Here is a 16,617-nt window from a genome sequence, read left to right as displayed (position 1 = left end):
TGGCACTCTTTTACTTTTGGACTCTCATATTAGAAGGATGACAAAAGCACTCTAACGTATGATCATTCACCATTCCTACCGCCTGCATATACGAATAACAAATCGTTCCCCCTACAAATTTAAATCCATCTTTTTTCAATCGCTTGCTCATATAATCGCTTATTTCACTTGAAACCGGTACTTCTTTTGCTGTCCTCCAATGATTCACAATTGGTTTGTTATCGACAAAGCTCCATATATAATTTGAAAATGAACCATATTCCTTCTGAATTCTCAAAAATGCTTTGGCATTAGTTACGACGCTTTGAATTTTTAGCTTATTCCGCACAATCCCCGTGTCTTCTCTTAATGATTGCATTTTTTCATCTGTGTAACGCGCAATTTTTTCTGTATCAAAATGATCAAATGCTTGTCGATAATTTTCTCGCTTTTGCAAAATCGTCCACCAACTAAGTCCCGCCTGTGCCCCTTCAAGACATAGCATTTCAAATAACTGCCTATCGTCATATACAGGTACTCCCCATTCATTATCGTGATACTCGATATATAGAGGCTCTTTTGTAACTACCCACGCACATCGTCCAGTCATTTGTCCTTCCCCCTTATGCTATCTATTATAGTGAGAGTATACCATACGTATGTTCTATAAAAATACCTAGATATTTTTTTCTTTCTTGACATATAAATTCAATTGCATTATGGTTATACACATAAGTATATAACCATATAAGTATAATAGCTAAATAGAAAAGTGGTGAATCCATTGAGCAAACTTCTTGAGCATGACAAACCAATATATATGCAAATTCGAGAGAAAATTGAAGATCAAATTGTAAACGATCAGCTGAAAGAAGGAGAACAGGCTCCATCCACAAATCAGCTAGTGACTTTTTACAAAATCAACCATGCCACTGTATCAAAAGGAGTCAATCAGTTAGTAGATGAAGGTATTCTTTTTAAAAAGCGAGGGATTGGAATGTTTGTAGCAGAAGGGGCAAAAAGGAAGCTCATTCAAAAGCGAAAAGATGCATTTGTAGATGATTATATTGTGGGATTAGTGCAGGAAGCAGAAAAATTAGGGATATCTGAGCGGGAAATCATTGAATACATCCAAAAAATAAAAGGAAGTGAAAAAGCATGACATTAACGATAGAAGCAACCGATTTAAGTCTAACTTACGGAAATCACCATGCATTAAGAGAAGTAGCATTCCGTTTAAGTGATAACAAAATTTACGGATTTTTAGGGAGAAACGGTGCAGGAAAAACCTCTCTTCTATCTATACTAGCTTCTTTTCGAGAGCAAACGTCCGGTTCTTTAACTATTAACGGAGAAACACCATTTGAAAATCCAAATGCCATGCAGCAAGTGGCCTTTATATACAGTAAAGACTATAAAGAAGAATCGGATAACATAAAAGAAATCCTTGAAGGTGTGGAAAGATACCGTCCACATTTTGATAAGGAATACGCACAGCATCTTATCCAAAAGTTTCATTTACCACTAAATAAAAAAGTAAAAGAATTATCAAAAGGAATGCAATCCGCACTCAATGTCACTATAGGATTAGCTTGTCGTGCCCCAATTACGATATTCGACGAAGCATATTTAGGAATGGATGCACCAACAAGGGAAATTTTCTATCAAGAATTACTGGAAGATCAAGCAAAGCATCCAAGAATAATAATTGTTTCCACCCATCTTGTGTCTGAAATGGATTATCTTTTTGAAGAAGTGCTTATTTTGCATAAAGGAAGTTTAGTTTTACAGGAAGACTATGAAACGCTCCTATCAAAAGGAGTATCCATTACTGGAGCCGCTAACGAAGTCGATGAGTTTGTACAGTCCATGAAACTACTAAATGTGCAGCAGTTAGGTAATACAAAATCTGTCATGGTTTATGGGGAACTAACTGATCTAGAAAGAAAAAATGCACAAAAAAGAGGGCTCGAAGTAGGTCGAATTTCATTACAGGATTTATTTATCCACTTAACTGAGGAGGGAAACTAAGATGAATCAAAAAACAATTTATCCCAAGGTAGCCACGGATATGTTTTGGGTTCAATTCTTTTGGGCACTCGGTTTTTTAGGTGTTCTTCTCGTTGTTCAGATTATTAAAGCGATCCTCTCTATTATTAAGGGAATTGAAATGAACGATTATTTCGATGCAGTTTTTATTGCAGCTAATATTTTCATGCTTGTTATTGGCATAATCTCTTCTTACGGGTTCCTTCCTTATTATGTGAGTAATGGGGTCACACGAAAAGATTATTTTAAAGGATCTGCTATAGCATCTGTTGCTCTTTCCATCACTATTCCAATCATTGCTAGCATTATTTCTGTCATTCAAATATTTATAGTAAATTTAATAGACCTTTCAATTCTAAAGGATAGCTCACTCGGCAATGCTACGGGTGATGAAGGTAATATGGTTGCTGAGCTAATTCTATCGATTGTTTTCACGCCTTTTATAGACCTTCAAAGTAATTGGCTATTAGCTATTTTCGTCTTTGCTTTAAATATTTTTATCTACTATCTCGTCGGTTGGTTGATCGGCTCTGGGTTTTATCGATTTGGTGTTCTATTTGGCCTAGTCTGTATTATCCTAGCGTTCTTCATAATCTATGCACAAGATCTACTACTCAGCCTTGCATTAGACTTACCTGTCCATGATATGTTCGCCTCCTTGCAACTTCCTATATATGTGGCTGTAATAGGTATATTCGTTCTAGCAGGTCTTACATTCTGGATGATTCGTCAACTGACTAAACGCATAGCTATTAAAATGTGAATACTAAAAGCGTTCCCTTTATGAAAATAGGGAACGCCTTTTGAATTAGTCAAGGTATCTGTTACTTACTACAAACTATAATAGGGCCTGTTCAGAAACAATAACCCCGTCCTCATCCGTATACACATACTCTCCTGGCTTCCATTCGATACCACCAAAGTAAAGTGTACCATTACGCTCGCCCTTGCCAGCTTTTTTACTTTTTAGTGGATATGTTCCTAAAGCTAGAATACCCACATTCATTTTAGCAAGCTCAGCGGAGTCTCTCACATAACCATTAATAATTATTCCTGCTAACTTTCTTGACTCTGCGATGCCCGCTAGCCGATCGCCTAGGAGTGCACATCGTTTAGAACCATGTCCGTCTACTACAACGACAGAGCCTTCTTCTACATTTTCTAGTGCTTCGACTACGAGCACATTATCCTCGAAAACATTTACTGTTTCTATTTTTCCTGAAAAACGTGTTTCTCTTCCGAAAGAACGGAATTCGATATCACAAATTTGTAAGGAATCTGAATGATCGTCGCATAAATCGGTAGTCTTAAAATCTAGCAAAGCCGTTTCCTCCTCGTCTTTTCTTTTTTATATTAGTTAATATTCATTCCTAGTATACATCATAAACTTTCCTGGATCGTCTGTAACTCTTCCCTATTTATAACAGAAATTATATTCTATTTGCATTTGCTTTTAGTTTTTCTAGTTCTAGTTCAATTTGTTTCACATCAATGCGTTCATATAATGGCTTGATAGATGTGATTTGTAACGGTAGTTTTTCAATAACATTCCACTTATTTATTGTTACGTTTAACATATGTCCAATTTCTTGACATCCAAAAGGTAGAAAAGGTTGTAAAAGTTGAGCTAAATTTTGAATGATATATACACAAGTGGCTAGTGTCTCTTCACAATGTATTTTGTTATCATTCACTGCAACCCATGGTTGTCTTTCATCAAAATAACGATTTGCAGCACGGACTGCTTCGAAAATAGTTTCTATTGCTTTTTTCAAATGCCCCTCTTCTATTAACCGTCCCACTGTGGGATATAAAGAAGATATGTCTTGTTGTATAGTCGCATCTACCTCTACTTGAGGTACTTTTGAATCAAATGTTTTTTCAATAAACTTTAGGTTACGGTTCACAAAATTAGCGAAAGCACCTAGCAACTCACTATTATGGCTGTAAATAAATTCACGCCAGGAGAAATCCGTATCACGATTTTCTGGAGCGTTGACCGTTAAAAAATAACGAAAGGAATCGGGATGGTAATCCCGCAAAATATCCGGCACCCAAACCGCCCAATTTTGACTGGTAGAAAGTTTTCGTTTTTCAAGCGTTAAATACTCATTCGATATAATATTCGTGGGAGTTCCTAAATTTCCAAGACCCATTAAGATGGCTGGCCAAATTACCGTATGAAATGGAATATTATCTTTTCCGTGAATATAATAGGAAGTCGTATCCGCATTCCACCATTTTGTCACGTCTATATTATGCTGTTTTCCCCATTCAAGACTTGCCGTATAATATCCTGCTACCGCTTCAATCCAAACGTAAATCTTTTTCCCTTCAAATCCTGGTACTGGTACATCAATGCCATTTGGTAAGTCTCTTGTCACTGCCCGATCAGGAAGTCCTTCTGCTAAATAACGTTTCGTAAGAGCAATAGCATTATCTCTCCAACGTTTCTCAGACTCTGCTTTTGCAACGTATCCCTCTAATTCCTTTTGAAACTTACTGAACGAAAAATAGAAATGCTCTGTTTCCCAAATTTCTGGTTCATTCCCACAAATTTTACACCTTTTTTCAAGCAGGTCGAGTGGATCTAAAATTGTGGAGCAGTTGTCACATTGATCTCCCCTTGCTTTAGCACCGCAATTTGGACATATGCCTTCAACGAATCGATCGGGTAAAAATTGCCCGTCTACCGTGCAATATGCTTGTTCAATTTTCTTTTTGTATAAGAATCCATTTTTAAGCAAGGTTAAAAATATTTTTTGTACGGACTTGTGGTGATGGTCATCATCTGTTCGTGTGTATAAATCAAAGCTAAAACCAAGTTTTTGAAAAGAATCCACAAATTCATGATGATAATGATCTGCAATTGCTTTTACGGTTGTACGTTCTTGATTGGCACGAATCGAAATTGGTGTGCCGTTACAATCACTCCCTGAAACGTATAATACATCCTCTCCTTTTTGACGAAAGTATCTCGCTAAAATATCCCCCGGTAAAAGTGCTGCAATATGTCCTAAATGCAGCGATCCATTTGCATACGGCCAAGCGCCACCGATTAAAATTGACAATTATAAAACCTCCTTTAAAATAAAAAAACGCCCTAATCGTAAAAACGATTAGGACGAGTAGACTCGTGTTACCACCTAAATTTGCAAATAGCTCACACTATCTGCCTTACTCAGTACGTGTTCATACTGCTGCTGTTATAACGAGTGCCGTTCTCGTCGTAGCCTACTGTTCTTTCGGTACGAAGCTCAAAGGTCATATTCGGTAAGGTTCATTTGCCTCTTTCCCACCATCAGAGGCTCTCTTTGTAAAATCCACTTACTTACTCTTCCTTTTCAACGCAAAGGTATTCATATGAAATAATTCTATCAATTCAGAAATTAAATTGCAATATTCAAATTATAAATTTCTTTCATAGCTGTATTTTCTTTAGTCCATGTTTCTCCAAATACAGTCTTACCGTAAAATAATTCGAATTTACGTTTTGTATAAAGAGCACTAAAATAAATAGAGAAAACATTTCGTAGGAGGAAGAAAAATATGATAAGGGAAGCAACTCCAAAAGATTTAATGGACATTTTAGAAATCTATAATGACGCTATTGTCCATACTACAGCAGTTTACTCATATGAACCTCAAACAATTGAAAATAGAAAAGCATGGTATGAACAAAAGATGAATGAAGGCTACCCAATATTAGTGTTCGAGCTAGATAATAAAGTGGCTGGATTTGCAACATTCGGTCCCTTTAGACCATGGCCAGCCTATAAATACTCCATTGAACATTCCATTTATGTAAATAAGGAATACAGAAAAAAGGGTATCGGATCTTCTTTATTAAAAGAGATAATCTCCATTGCCAAAGAAAGAGAGTACAAGACCTTAATTGCTGGAATTGATGCGACAAATGAAAAAAGTATTGCCCTTCACAAAAACTTAGGCTTTGTTCACTCAGGTACCATCGATAAGGCAGGGTTTAAATTCGATAGATGGCTTGACTTAGCTTTTTTTCAATTAGAGCTTAACGGACCGGAAAATCCCATAGAAGTATAAAAATACTCAGCACAAACCATTGTACAGAAATTAAACAGAAGCAGAAAAATCAGTCAAGTAAAAAATGGATCCAAACCAATTTCTATTTCTATTGGTTTGGATCTATTAAGCTTATAACTAGTTAGGATTGACAATTCCATTGTTAAAGAAAAAGGACCTGATGTATGTTCTTTTTGTAATTTATTCTTCGTCACTTTTGTACTCTAAAATATCCCCTGGCTGACAATCCAAAGCTTTACATATTGCTTCTAAAGTAGAAAGACGTACTGCTTTTGCTTTTCCGTTTTTTAAAATGGAAAGGTTAGCCATCGTAATTCCAACCCGTTCCGAAAGCTCCGTAACGCTCATTTTTCGTTTTGCTAACATTACATCAATATTTATAATAATCGCCATATCCTCACCTCAGACCGTTAAATCATTTTCAGATTTTATATCTATGGCATTTTTTAATAGCTTTTGCAGAACTGCCGCAAAGACTGCAATCACGAGTGTAGCAAAGATTAGTACCATTCCAATTAGTATTATACCTGGAGCATCATCCATCTCTGCGATCATATAGATAATTGGCATTCCTATTACAAACAAAATACTAATTGTATTTGCACTGTATTTTATCTTCTTTAAAGCAGTTACAGATAATTCCGAGAAGGCTTCATTTTGGTCAATATAACTTAAAAGTTTATAAGCTTGATACAGAGCAAAGTAAAAAGGTATTGCCGCTGCATACAAATCGAGATAAACGATATATTTCAAATACGCGTGATCTGGATACAATTCAGTTACAAAATTTGCTATCTCCGGCACTACAAAGATACATAAAGCAAGCACGGGGATTCCCATCACAATTAGCGCTAACTTTAAAAATAATGTTGTTCCTCGTTTCAAAAAAGACACCTCACTTATTTATTGTCCATTTTAAATTAACACATTATTTATCGATTTACAATAAATTTTTATTAATTTATGAAGTTATTTTATTGTTAATTAAAATGAAATTATTTCATACTTAAGATGCAGCCAATATCAGCCTGGAGGCTTACAAAAAATCTATATCCAAATGCTATATTTACTTATGAAGGAATAATTCTAGTGAAAGGAGGGAGAAACCATATGAATATGACCAAAAAAATATTGAAATATTTCGGATTAATAATGATAATATCGGTAGTAATAGCACTTTTTTCTCCCACATGGACGCAGCAGATTAAAGGAGAGAATAGCATTAGTGTATTAGACAAAGTAGAGATAAATGGTAGTAAACACGAAATTATGATACGTGGTAATGATAAGGATAATCCCGTCATTCTTGTTGTGCACGGTGGTCCTGGAACCCCTGAAATACCATATGTCGATACATATCAAGACTTATTGGAAACAAATTTTACGGTCGTTCATTACGACCAAAGAGCAAGCGGAAAATCGTATCATTTCGGGGAAGACTATTCGAATCTATCGACCGATCTATTAGTAGAGGACTTGTTGGCTATGACCGACTACATATCAAATCGTCTTGGAAAAGAAAAGGTCATCTTGATGGCCCATTCTGCTGGTACATATATTGGAATGCAGGCTGCCGATATAGCCCCCGAAAAATATGAAGCATATATTGGGATCGGGCAGATGAGCGATACCATTGAAAGTGAGATGAATGGTTTGAACTATGTGATCGGTCAGGCTCAGCAGGATGGTAATACGGAGGATGCTTTCTATTTACAAGGATTGACCGAGCAAATCCAAAACGGTGAAATAGTTACCCCACGAAGTTATGTGATGAAATATGGTGGAGCTACAAGACTTATTGAAAACCCTGGGGATAACATTAGTGTTTTACTGAGCAGTGAGTATAATTTATTAGATGTCATTCGTTATAATTATGGAATGTCCTATACTCAACAAAAGTTGCTCAAGGATATATTGGAAAATCCACTTCCTACTATTGTAACAAAGCTTGAAATCCCTTTCTATTTCGTCATGGGGAAGTATGATTATATGACTTCATCTCATGCAGCGAAAAACTATTTTGATAAGATTGAAGCGGATCGAAAGGAATTTATTTCTTTTGACCAATCAGCTCATTATCCACAATTTGAAGAGAAGGAAAAGTTTCACGAATGGATGGTTCATACTTTTTTAAAATAAATCAAAAAAGATCCCTTCTTTAAAGAAACGTATAGAAGGGATTCTTATCAAACTTTACTTTAACGTAACTACTTGTACTTCTCCTTTTCCTGCTATATAAACCGCGGAGGCATCATGGTTAAATAAGACGTTCTTTTGTCTTCTTCCCATTCAAGTTGGCTTTAGGTATTGTATACCCTCTTTTCAACTCCAGGTGTTTTTATTTAATATAATATTTTTCATACATCAAAACATCTCTTCTATATTTGAATCTTCATTACAAAACCAGTACTTTTAGAAACAAAACCATTGTCCAAATAAAACTTATGCGCATCTTCTCTTTCGCTTCGGTTTCCACTATTTAATACGATTGTACTTCCCCCCTGCTCAGTTACAATTTCTTTTGCTTTTTCAATCAATCTTTTACCAATACCACTTTTTCTATATTGGTGATTTACAACTAAGCATACAACTCTTCCATAACAGCCACTGAATTCATAAGCTAATCCAATATGTAAGCCGAGTAATCCTACAACTCTATTATCCATTTCCACAACAATTGTATGGTAATCTGGATTGCCATCTAACGTGGATAATCTGTGCGTTACTTCTGTTTCGGTAGCCTCGTATCCTAGTTCAGATATGAGGAATGTTATATCGGCAAGATCTGTTTTGTTTGCGTATCGTATAAGCACTCTTTAATCACTCCGATTTTAGTTATAGAAAAACAAAATCTATATCATCCCTCTTGATAATGCATAGAATACAAGTCATTCAATGTTACTTTCCCAAAACTAAACTCAGTTACTTGGTTTACTTTTAGAAACTCTACAATATCCCCTAATTTCTTGGAATCATATCCCCGTACATCTATTAACACAATACCATTGGGTAATGTTTGTACATTTGTTTCTGTAAATTCATTTGAAAACTTTTCCTTCAAATCATCTGTCATTCCTATTACACGAACAGTTGTGATTTCTCTCTCTTTTAATCCATCATTAATAAGCATTAATTGACCATCTATCATAAAGTAAATACGATCTGCATACTTTTCTAGGTTTTCTAATAAATGAGAAGCTACTATAATCGTTTTTCCTTCCGACTTCTTTTTCACCAATATTTGCGAAATCAATTCCACATGAGTTGGGTCTAATCCATTCATCACTTCGTCCATCAGCATGACTTGGGTATTTGATACAATTTGCATGGCAAAACAAAGCCTTTGCCGCATTCCTAAAGAATAAGTGCCTGTACGTTTATTTACATAGGAATCCATGCCCAATTCTTTGATTGTGCTTTCTATTAATGTTGCATCACTTTTCCACATCGACGAAAAAATCTTTAAATGCTCTGTTCCTGAAATTTGATCGTATAAGTCACTTTGATCGGGCATCATGGATACAAGCTGATGGATTTTTACTTCATTCTTTTTATTTGTATACTCCAACCTATCGTTAAGAATGACTTTTCCCTTATTTGGATTGACATAATTCATGATGACATTCATAAGCGTTGATTTTCCTGTTCCGTTGGGTGCTACTAAACCGATTATTTCTCCTGGATGAAACATCACCGAAATATCTTTTAAAATATCCCTTTCTGAAAACCGGACGCCAATATTTTTTAGTTCAATCATTTTTTCCCTCCGCTCCTATGGAATTAAAATAACTTAAACTTTCTTCGATGACTGATTAAGAAAGTTAAAAATAGAAATACACATGCACTCAAGCCAATTACGGACAGTGCAGTTCCTAAAGTGAGTGCTTCGGTACCATAGAGAAAGTTGCGATAACCTGAAATAATCTGCCCCGTTTGTATATAACTCGTAGGATACCAATGAACATCTCGAAGCGCCCCTATCCCTCTAGCAAAGTACATAAATTCAGCAATAACAAACATGCAACATACTAATAGATTGGCAAACTCATTTTTGATCGTTACACTTACAAGCAAGGTCAACGAAATAAAGAATAAAAACCAGCAACCAATAAGTAGCATGTTTTGTATGAGATAATCACGCATCATTATATTTGAAAATATTTTTTCCCCAGCAGAATAAATCGGTACTGGTAATTCAAATTCGCCAAAGCCATATTTAGTGCCTATTATAAATAGACCAACGGAAAGTGGGATAATAGCAAGCAAGCTTCCCAATAAAGAAACTATTCCTTTAACCATTAACTTCTGCCAATCTGAAAGTGGTAATCCTTGTAATAAGGTCGGATTTCTTCGATCCTTTAGCACAACATCCACTGTGAAAAGTATGCAACTCACAATGAGAATCAGTGGTAAGTAGGAGTGCAACAAACGTTGTACTGTTTGTAGTACCGTCCTTTCCTCGAAAACGTTTATAGATAAATTCGATTTCCCCTCTGAATAGCCTTGGTAGCGACTGGCAGAATATAAATACCCATAATGCCCGTCCATTCTTGCGTAATCATTTCCATACGTGTAATAGCCAGGATTGTAGAATAATATTTCTCCTCCCCAGTTAAAAATTATATTATCGGAGTACGTATACCATTTAAATGTGGCTTCCGCGTAATTTTTTAAATTATCCTGTTTAATAGCATCTAATCTTTCTTTTTCATATTCATTCCATTCCGGGTATATGGAAGCAGCAAATCTGGTTAAAGGATGTGTCCAATCATTAATCACGACATTATTAAGAAACTCTTCTTTTGTTAAATACCTTGCCTCTATTTCACTTACATCTACTTTTTCAATCGGATCATATGCTAGAGCTATTACCAATGCATAATAACAAGAGAAGAAAAGTAGAATAACGTAAATTGCGATATTCTTTTTATTGCTCATAAATTGGATAATCTCCATCTTAAAATACGCCCACATTACCTCACCCCCCTACACCCTTTTTAGTTTTCCAGTCGTCAAAAATAACTTTACAGCAGCAATCATCAGGATAATACTTACTCCAATATACATAAGTCCATGTATGCTATTTAAGAAGACTGGGTTGGCAAGATCGAGCGTCTGTCCATTTAATACGCTAGAAAAGTTCATATAGTTAAACGGGTTAAATGGAAGAAAATTCATCATACTTGGAAATAACATAGGGAAAACAAATAATAGCAATTCCAAAAATAACGTCAAATACATATTCTTCAATAAAACATTTAAAATGACTGATAATAAGATGGTAAAAATAGAAATACAAATCATATAAAGTAAAGCTAAACCTATGTATTTGTAAATCGGATAAATGTCAAAAGTACCATTAAATATAGCAATAGGATAAGTAGGATCCCCTAACCCCTTAAAATAAATTAACGGTAGGCTGCAAACAAATAATTCTAATAGAAATACAACTACTAGAAGCATAGAGGAAATACATTTAGCTATCACGTACTTATCAAACGTTATTGGATAGCCCTTAATCAAAGACGTATGTCGGAAATCTTCTACCATGATCCCACATGAATAAATGCTCATAAAAATGAACCAAAGGAAACCTAAAACCCCAAACAAATAAGCGAGAAACGGAAAAAAGGACAAAGAATCCAAAGATAAAGGAACTTCCGTCTTCTTTATATGTTCATAGAAGACACTATCCAATTGGTTTTCTGTTTTGGTAGGTAGGTTACTAGCAACTTTATCAAATCCCTCCATATCAAAAGCGCTAGCCCTTAGATTCACCACCTCTAATGCGGTATCCAAAAACCATTGGGGTCGATCCACTTTTACGGCCATTCTTTGCTTAGCTATTAATTGTTGCTGCACTACCAAATTCTTATATAGATCACTACCGTTTCCATTGTCTGTAGCATCTACATTTTGAAATTTATTCAATGCTACAGAAAGTGATTGATATTCCCCAGATTTTTCTTTTAGGGAGTTTCCTAAGTCCTCCGTTTTCACAAAAAAAATCAATCCAAAAACAAATGCTGCCACAATCATACAAGCAAACATATTCTTTTTATTCGATTTCTCTAGAATAAAAAAAGTCTTTAAAACTTTCCACATAGACATCCCTCCCTCAAGTTATGAATTTCTCCCCAAAAAACTAACTCTTGTATTCCGAGTGTTTTTTCATCCTATTATCAAAATTTCTCTTATTCTAAAACTCTACCAATAATACTTTCACTTCATATACAATTGGCTCTTTCGGTGGAAGCTAAATAAACCTTTATATAAACGGAACATTCAGTCTTTTAAATGTAATTTTTCGCTATTTCTTATAATAACTTATGCTACTCCCCAACTAGATCTTCTTTAAAATATGCATTATATCTATATACAATATTATCCAAACAGTGACAGATAAGCAACCTTATTTCAATTGAGACTAACACTACAAGTAAAGAGCTTTCTGCAACCGATGATATATTTTCTTTCCTCCCATACTCAGCTTTAAATGAATCGGAAGTCTGACACTCTACATATATAGCAACGATTCAAGAAATTAAATTTCAATAACAAAATAATGATAATTAATAATTATATATTGTAAAACGATAAATAATTTGTTAAAATCAATTCATAATAATTATATGAGGTGTTTTTTAATGAAACGAGGATCAACACTCTTTTTAAAGTTGGCGGTTATTTTGATGGGAATCCCCGTACTTGCTTTGTGTTTATTTGTGTTACCTCAGATAGCAAATGAAGCATATGAGGCAGTGGAAAGAGGTTCCGATTTAGCTTTTTTAGTTTATGGTATTTTAATGGTTATGTATGTTTCAGCAGTCCCATTTTACTTCGCTTTGTATCAAACATTTAACCTTTTAACCTATATAGATAAGAACCAAGCTTTCTCGGAATTATCTGTGAGAGCTCTAAAGAAAATAAAAAACTGTGCAATCAGTATAAGTTGTTTGTATCTGGTTGCTCTGCCATTTGTCTTTATTATGGCAGAGGCAGACGACGCCCCTGGTCTTGTAATAATGGGGATGATTCCTATTTTTGCTTCCATGGTGATTGCCGTCTTTGCTGCTGTTCTTCAGAGGCTTTTAAAAGAAGCTATCGATTTGAAAGAGGAAAACGATTTAATAGTCTGAGCTGAGGTGAATAATATGGCCATTATAATAAATATTGACGTAATGCTTGCTAAACGAAAAATGAGCGTGACCGAACTATCGGGGAAGGTTAGAATTACGATGGCAAACCTTTCTAATTTTAAAAATGGAAAGGCAAAGGCGATTCGGTTAACCACTTTAGAAGCGATTTGCAAAGCATTAGAATGCCAACCTGGAGATCTTTTAGAATACAAAGGTGAGGATTATGTTCAGTGAAAAAACAATTTACATCCTTTTAACTGATACAGGAACAATTTTAACAAAAATGATTAAGTCTTATACGAAAAAACCCTATAACCACGCCTCAATCGCATTCGATGCTGAATTATCCGAAATATATAGTTTCGGGAGAAAAACGGCAAGAAATCCTTTTATGGGTGGATTCGTTAGAGAAGATACCCATTCTATCTTATTTAAACAAGCAGACTGTGCCATCTATTCTTTAACCATAACTACCGATGAATTTCAAAAGATGCACCAATATATTCAAGAAATAGCTGCACAAAAGGAACATTATCGCTATAATTTTATAGGATTATTTGGTGTGCCATTTAATATGCCGATAAAAAGAAAGAATGCTTTCTTCTGCTCTCAATTTGTGGCATCTGTTTTAAAGGAAAGTAAGGTCATTAGCTTTGAAAAAGATGTTTCGCTTGTGGAACCAAGTGACTTACCATATTCTGCAGATTTTCAACTTATTTTTGAAGGTAGATTAAGGGATTATCATAGAAATAGTAACAAAAGGAATCCGGTCTTAGTACTCCCATAATAGAGCTCCTGAGCAAAAAATAAAGGGCGATACATAACTAAATATGTATCACCCTTTATTTTTTATGACAACTTTTATTGAGCAAGTAACGCTAACTTCCTTTTAGATGGTGTTTCGTATTTTACTTTAGCGGACTTTTGAACGTAGCTTCCGCCACCTACACCATATAAACCGCCATTATTACTCTTATAGCTATAAACTCGATATTCTTCGCCTTTTTTCAATGAACGAACCGTTGTCAAAGAACCGTTGCTCTCTATTTTCACTAAGTTGGTATTAGCGAGAATTGTTACTTTCCCTATTTGTCCTATTTTTAGTTCTGTTTTCCCCCACATAACTTTTACGGGAGTTGCAGGTACATCTAACTTTTTCGTAATGTAAGCTGATGAAATATAACCAGCTACCTTTTGATCAGCTGTTTTAACCGGGTACCAAACAAATTGATTTTTACTAGTCGGAGATTGGTCATACAGGAAATTTCCATCAATCGTCAAAGCAGTATTTTTAGTTACAGCTTTTGCAGCAGATGAAGTACTCGGTTGTGACCTTAAATTTACTGTGTCCACTGTTATCTGTACCTTGTCTCCTTTTTGAAATCGATATGCAGAGGTATGCATCTGATCCGTTACTATATATTCCTTTTGTTTAAATACAATATTTTCAATACTGTTAGGATTATATTGAAAATCAGCAGTAAGGAAAGGAATTTGAACTAATTTTGTACCATTTAAGTAACTATCTTTTTCAATAAATGAAAAAACCTTTTCTTGGTAAGCATCTATATTCTTTACACCACTGGACTGATATAGAGGACTGTTAACAGGCTTTATACCGTTATAGGCCATGACTGGAAAGTACCAATTTTCGATTACTTCTGGTCCTGCTCCCTTTATTTTAGGCAAATCTTTACGATCATACATACTGCGAAGGATTTCGATACCCGCTTGAATATTATACTTAATATCGTATTTCAATCTCTCTTGATCATAGTTTGATTGATTGGTAACTTGCATCAGACCGATTCCATTGTCTATTGAGATTACAGGCTGACCATTCTCATCAAATTGTTTCCACGTCCCGTTTTCTCTTGAAGCTACCGCTTTTACCACTTCGGGAGGGATATTCGCCTCTAAAGCAGCATTCGTCAGTAAGCAGTTCATATGCTGAAAAGTTGGATTTTGGTTCGGCTTTATTGCCCCAAATGATGAGCACTTAGAAGTCCAGGTTGACTCTGCGGAAGCTTCTTCATATGAAAAAGATAGGAGCATTAAACAAATTAAGAATCCTGCGATCATTTTGATTGATTTCATTCCTTCATTCTCCGTTCATAGAATTATTTAGCTTAATATAGTATATTTTACCATAATAGATTAATAGTTTGTCTAGTATTAGGGGTTACCAGTCGAATAATTCCCGAAATATTGCATACAACCATCAGCCAATCACCACTTATACTTTCGAAACTTGTGCAACGCCTGTATTAGAAGATTTCACACGAAAATTTCCCGACAAATATAGACCGAACAAAACAAAACAAGTTCCAATTACCGCATATATCGTAATATGTTCTCCTAAGAGCACTGCTGCTAATAGATAGCCTGCTATAGGATTCAAAAGCAACCAATTGTTTGCTGCAATGGCATCTTTTTTAAGCAAGTAAAACCAAAGACTTAAATTGAAAATAGATAGAGCAAATATAGACCAAAGTAAATAACCGATAAATTTCACATCCATTGTGATTGGTTCACCAGCCTCTAATAGAAGGGACGGGATAATTAAGATAAGACCTCCAAAAACTACCTGCCATGTGTTAACTACAATCGATGGTAATTGTAAATTCGTTTTTTTGTAAACAAGGCTACCGACCGCCATCGATATAATCGCACAAGCTAATAATAAAATACCCCCAATAGTAGCATGACTACCTATTAATGATGGGTAAGAAGCGATGAATAATCCGATAAATGATATTACCATCCCACCCCTTTCCTTTCGCCCAATGGATTGCCCTAAAAATAAGAAGGCCAGTAGAGCATACAACAAAGAATTTGCCGGTACGAAAAGATTAAAAATACCAGAGGAAACCGTTTGAAGAGCGATTAACCCTAATCCTAAAAACAAGGAAGTATTTAACAAACCTAACCAAAATAAAATAACAAATTCCTTCTTATTCGGTACTGCATATTTTCCCTTTTGTAGTACATAGATATAGATTAATAGCAACAAACCAGCAATAATAAAGCGCAGTGTAGCGAGTGTTAATGGAGGAGCAGACTGAAGTCCAAATTTCATAGCTATTGCCCCAGAAGCATATAAAACAGTAAATAATAGACCCAGCATCAGACCTTTAAACCCCATGAAATTATACTCCCCTTTGTCTTTATATACTCCTATTATTGCAGTACTTGTTCTATTAATCTACAATTCAGCACAATATTCCGAATTATTATGAGTTTACTTAGAATAAGTACTCATTAAAAGTTAGGTTTGATTACCTTGCTAATAGAAATAGAGTAGGCGCATGAAAATTAATTCATGCGCCTCTCGCAGATCCGTACGTGCGGGTCATCGCATACGGCTCCTCCATGCTTATCCCCTTTG

General features: G+C 35.2%; 19 protein-coding genes and 1 other annotated feature. Of the genes, 8 read left to right on the top strand and 11 right to left on the bottom strand.

Annotated features, from left to right (window positions below; all coding sequences use genetic code 11):
* Positions 1-10 precede the first annotated feature (10 nt).
* Positions 11-589, bottom strand: a complete 579-nt coding sequence (locus tag ACIP9W_RS11520; RefSeq protein WP_400789398.1) for a DNA-3-methyladenine glycosylase I — start codon at positions 587-589, stop codon at positions 11-13.
* A 210-nt stretch (positions 590-799) separates the two neighbouring features.
* Between ACIP9W_RS11520 and ACIP9W_RS11515 the strand changes: the two genes are divergently transcribed.
* Genes ACIP9W_RS11515 through ACIP9W_RS11505 form a run of 3 tightly spaced genes read left to right on the top strand, consistent with a single transcriptional unit; the run spans position 800 to position 2,791 of the window.
* Entirely contained in the window at positions 800-1,141 is a 342-nt protein-coding gene (locus ACIP9W_RS11515) for a GntR family transcriptional regulator (protein ID WP_400789956.1), read from the top strand.
* Entirely contained in the window at positions 1,138-2,010 is an 873-nt protein-coding gene (locus ACIP9W_RS11510) for an ATP-binding cassette domain-containing protein (RefSeq protein ID WP_400789396.1), read from the top strand. Before ACIP9W_RS11515 ends, ACIP9W_RS11510 begins: the two co-directional genes overlap by 4 nt.
* 1 nt (position 2,011) lies before the next feature.
* Positions 2,012-2,791, top strand: a complete 780-nt coding sequence (locus ACIP9W_RS11505) for a hypothetical protein (protein ID WP_400789394.1) — start codon at positions 2,012-2,014, stop codon at positions 2,789-2,791.
* A gap of 75 nt (positions 2,792-2,866) precedes the next feature.
* Here ACIP9W_RS11505 and rraA read toward each other — a convergent pair whose 3' ends face one another.
* Both rraA and metG read right to left on the bottom strand, forming a co-directional pair.
* Entirely contained in the window at positions 2,867-3,349 is a 483-nt protein-coding gene (rraA, locus tag ACIP9W_RS11500) for a ribonuclease E activity regulator RraA (protein ID WP_400789391.1), read from the bottom strand.
* A 109-nt stretch (positions 3,350-3,458) separates the two neighbouring features.
* Entirely contained in the window at positions 3,459-5,099 is a 1,641-nt protein-coding gene (gene metG / locus ACIP9W_RS11495) for a methionine--tRNA ligase (RefSeq protein ID WP_400789388.1), read from the bottom strand.
* Positions 5,100-5,145: 46 nt separating this feature from the next.
* Positions 5,146-5,385 (bottom strand) — a binding site (T-box leader).
* 192 nt (positions 5,386-5,577) lie between these two features.
* Between metG and ACIP9W_RS11490 the strand changes: the two genes are divergently transcribed.
* Entirely contained in the window at positions 5,578-6,090 is a 513-nt protein-coding gene (locus ACIP9W_RS11490) for a GNAT family N-acetyltransferase (protein WP_400789386.1), read from the top strand.
* Between the two features lie 180 nt (positions 6,091-6,270).
* On the opposite strand, the gene ACIP9W_RS11485 is transcribed toward ACIP9W_RS11490, so the two are convergent.
* Positions 6,271-6,483, bottom strand: coding sequence for a helix-turn-helix domain-containing protein (locus ACIP9W_RS11485; protein WP_142539199.1), 213 nt, complete (start codon positions 6,481-6,483; stop codon positions 6,271-6,273).
* A 9-nt stretch (positions 6,484-6,492) separates the two neighbouring features.
* Positions 6,493-6,975, bottom strand: coding sequence for a DUF2975 domain-containing protein (locus ACIP9W_RS11480; RefSeq protein WP_400789384.1), 483 nt, complete (start codon positions 6,973-6,975; stop codon positions 6,493-6,495).
* A 231-nt stretch (positions 6,976-7,206) separates the two neighbouring features.
* On the opposite strand from ACIP9W_RS11480, the gene ACIP9W_RS11475 reads away from it, so the two are divergent.
* Positions 7,207-8,229, top strand: coding sequence for an alpha/beta fold hydrolase (locus tag ACIP9W_RS11475; protein ID WP_400789953.1), 1,023 nt, complete (start codon positions 7,207-7,209; stop codon positions 8,227-8,229).
* 239 nt (positions 8,230-8,468) lie between these two features.
* On the opposite strand, the gene ACIP9W_RS11470 is transcribed toward ACIP9W_RS11475, so the two are convergent.
* The 4 genes from ACIP9W_RS11470 to ACIP9W_RS11455 are packed head-to-tail and all read right to left on the bottom strand — an operon-like array spanning position 8,469 to position 12,195.
* Positions 8,469-8,903, bottom strand: coding sequence for a GNAT family N-acetyltransferase (locus ACIP9W_RS11470; RefSeq protein ID WP_400789381.1), 435 nt, complete (start codon positions 8,901-8,903; stop codon positions 8,469-8,471).
* Positions 8,904-8,947: 44 nt separating this feature from the next.
* Complete coding sequence (locus ACIP9W_RS11465) at positions 8,948-9,847, bottom strand: ATP-binding cassette domain-containing protein (protein WP_400789379.1); 900 nt, start codon at positions 9,845-9,847, stop codon at positions 8,948-8,950.
* A 23-nt stretch (positions 9,848-9,870) separates the two neighbouring features.
* Complete coding sequence (locus ACIP9W_RS11460; protein WP_400789377.1) at positions 9,871-11,064, bottom strand: ABC transporter permease; 1,194 nt, start codon at positions 11,062-11,064, stop codon at positions 9,871-9,873.
* 12 nt (positions 11,065-11,076) lie between these two features.
* Positions 11,077-12,195, bottom strand: a complete 1,119-nt coding sequence (locus ACIP9W_RS11455) for an ABC transporter (protein WP_400789375.1) — start codon at positions 12,193-12,195, stop codon at positions 11,077-11,079.
* A 542-nt stretch (positions 12,196-12,737) separates the two neighbouring features.
* Between ACIP9W_RS11455 and ACIP9W_RS11450 the strand changes: the two genes are divergently transcribed.
* From ACIP9W_RS11450 to ACIP9W_RS11440, 3 genes are read left to right on the top strand one after another with little or no spacing between them, the layout of a single operon-like run.
* The gene (locus tag ACIP9W_RS11450) at positions 12,738-13,229 is read left to right on the top strand and encodes a DUF2975 domain-containing protein (protein WP_400789372.1); all 492 of its coding nucleotides are present in this window, start codon (positions 12,738-12,740) and stop codon (positions 13,227-13,229) included.
* Positions 13,230-13,244: 15 nt separating this feature from the next.
* Positions 13,245-13,463, top strand: a complete 219-nt coding sequence (locus ACIP9W_RS11445; protein ID WP_400789369.1) for a helix-turn-helix domain-containing protein — start codon at positions 13,245-13,247, stop codon at positions 13,461-13,463.
* A complete protein-coding gene (locus ACIP9W_RS11440) occupies positions 13,453-14,016 on the top strand; it encodes a hypothetical protein (protein WP_400789367.1) in 564 nt (187 codons plus the stop codon). The genes ACIP9W_RS11445 and ACIP9W_RS11440 overlap by 11 nt, the downstream gene beginning before the upstream one ends.
* A gap of 74 nt (positions 14,017-14,090) precedes the next feature.
* Here ACIP9W_RS11440 and ACIP9W_RS11435 read toward each other — a convergent pair whose 3' ends face one another.
* Together ACIP9W_RS11435 and ACIP9W_RS11430 are read right to left on the bottom strand one after the other, a co-directional pair.
* Positions 14,091-15,326: a transglycosylase SLT domain-containing protein gene (locus ACIP9W_RS11435; RefSeq protein WP_400789364.1), complete on the bottom strand. Its 1,236-nt coding sequence runs from the start codon at positions 15,324-15,326 to the stop codon at positions 14,091-14,093.
* Between the two features lie 139 nt (positions 15,327-15,465).
* Positions 15,466-16,374, bottom strand: coding sequence for a DMT family transporter (locus tag ACIP9W_RS11430; protein ID WP_400789363.1), 909 nt, complete (start codon positions 16,372-16,374; stop codon positions 15,466-15,468).
* Positions 16,375-16,617 lie beyond the last annotated feature (243 nt).

Source organism: Psychrobacillus sp. NPDC093180, from assembly GCF_044754065.1.
Lineage (GTDB): Bacteria > Bacillota > Bacilli > Bacillales_A > Planococcaceae > Psychrobacillus.
Note: the sequence above shows the minus strand (reverse complement) of the source record. Positions and strands in the feature narration are given on the sequence as shown.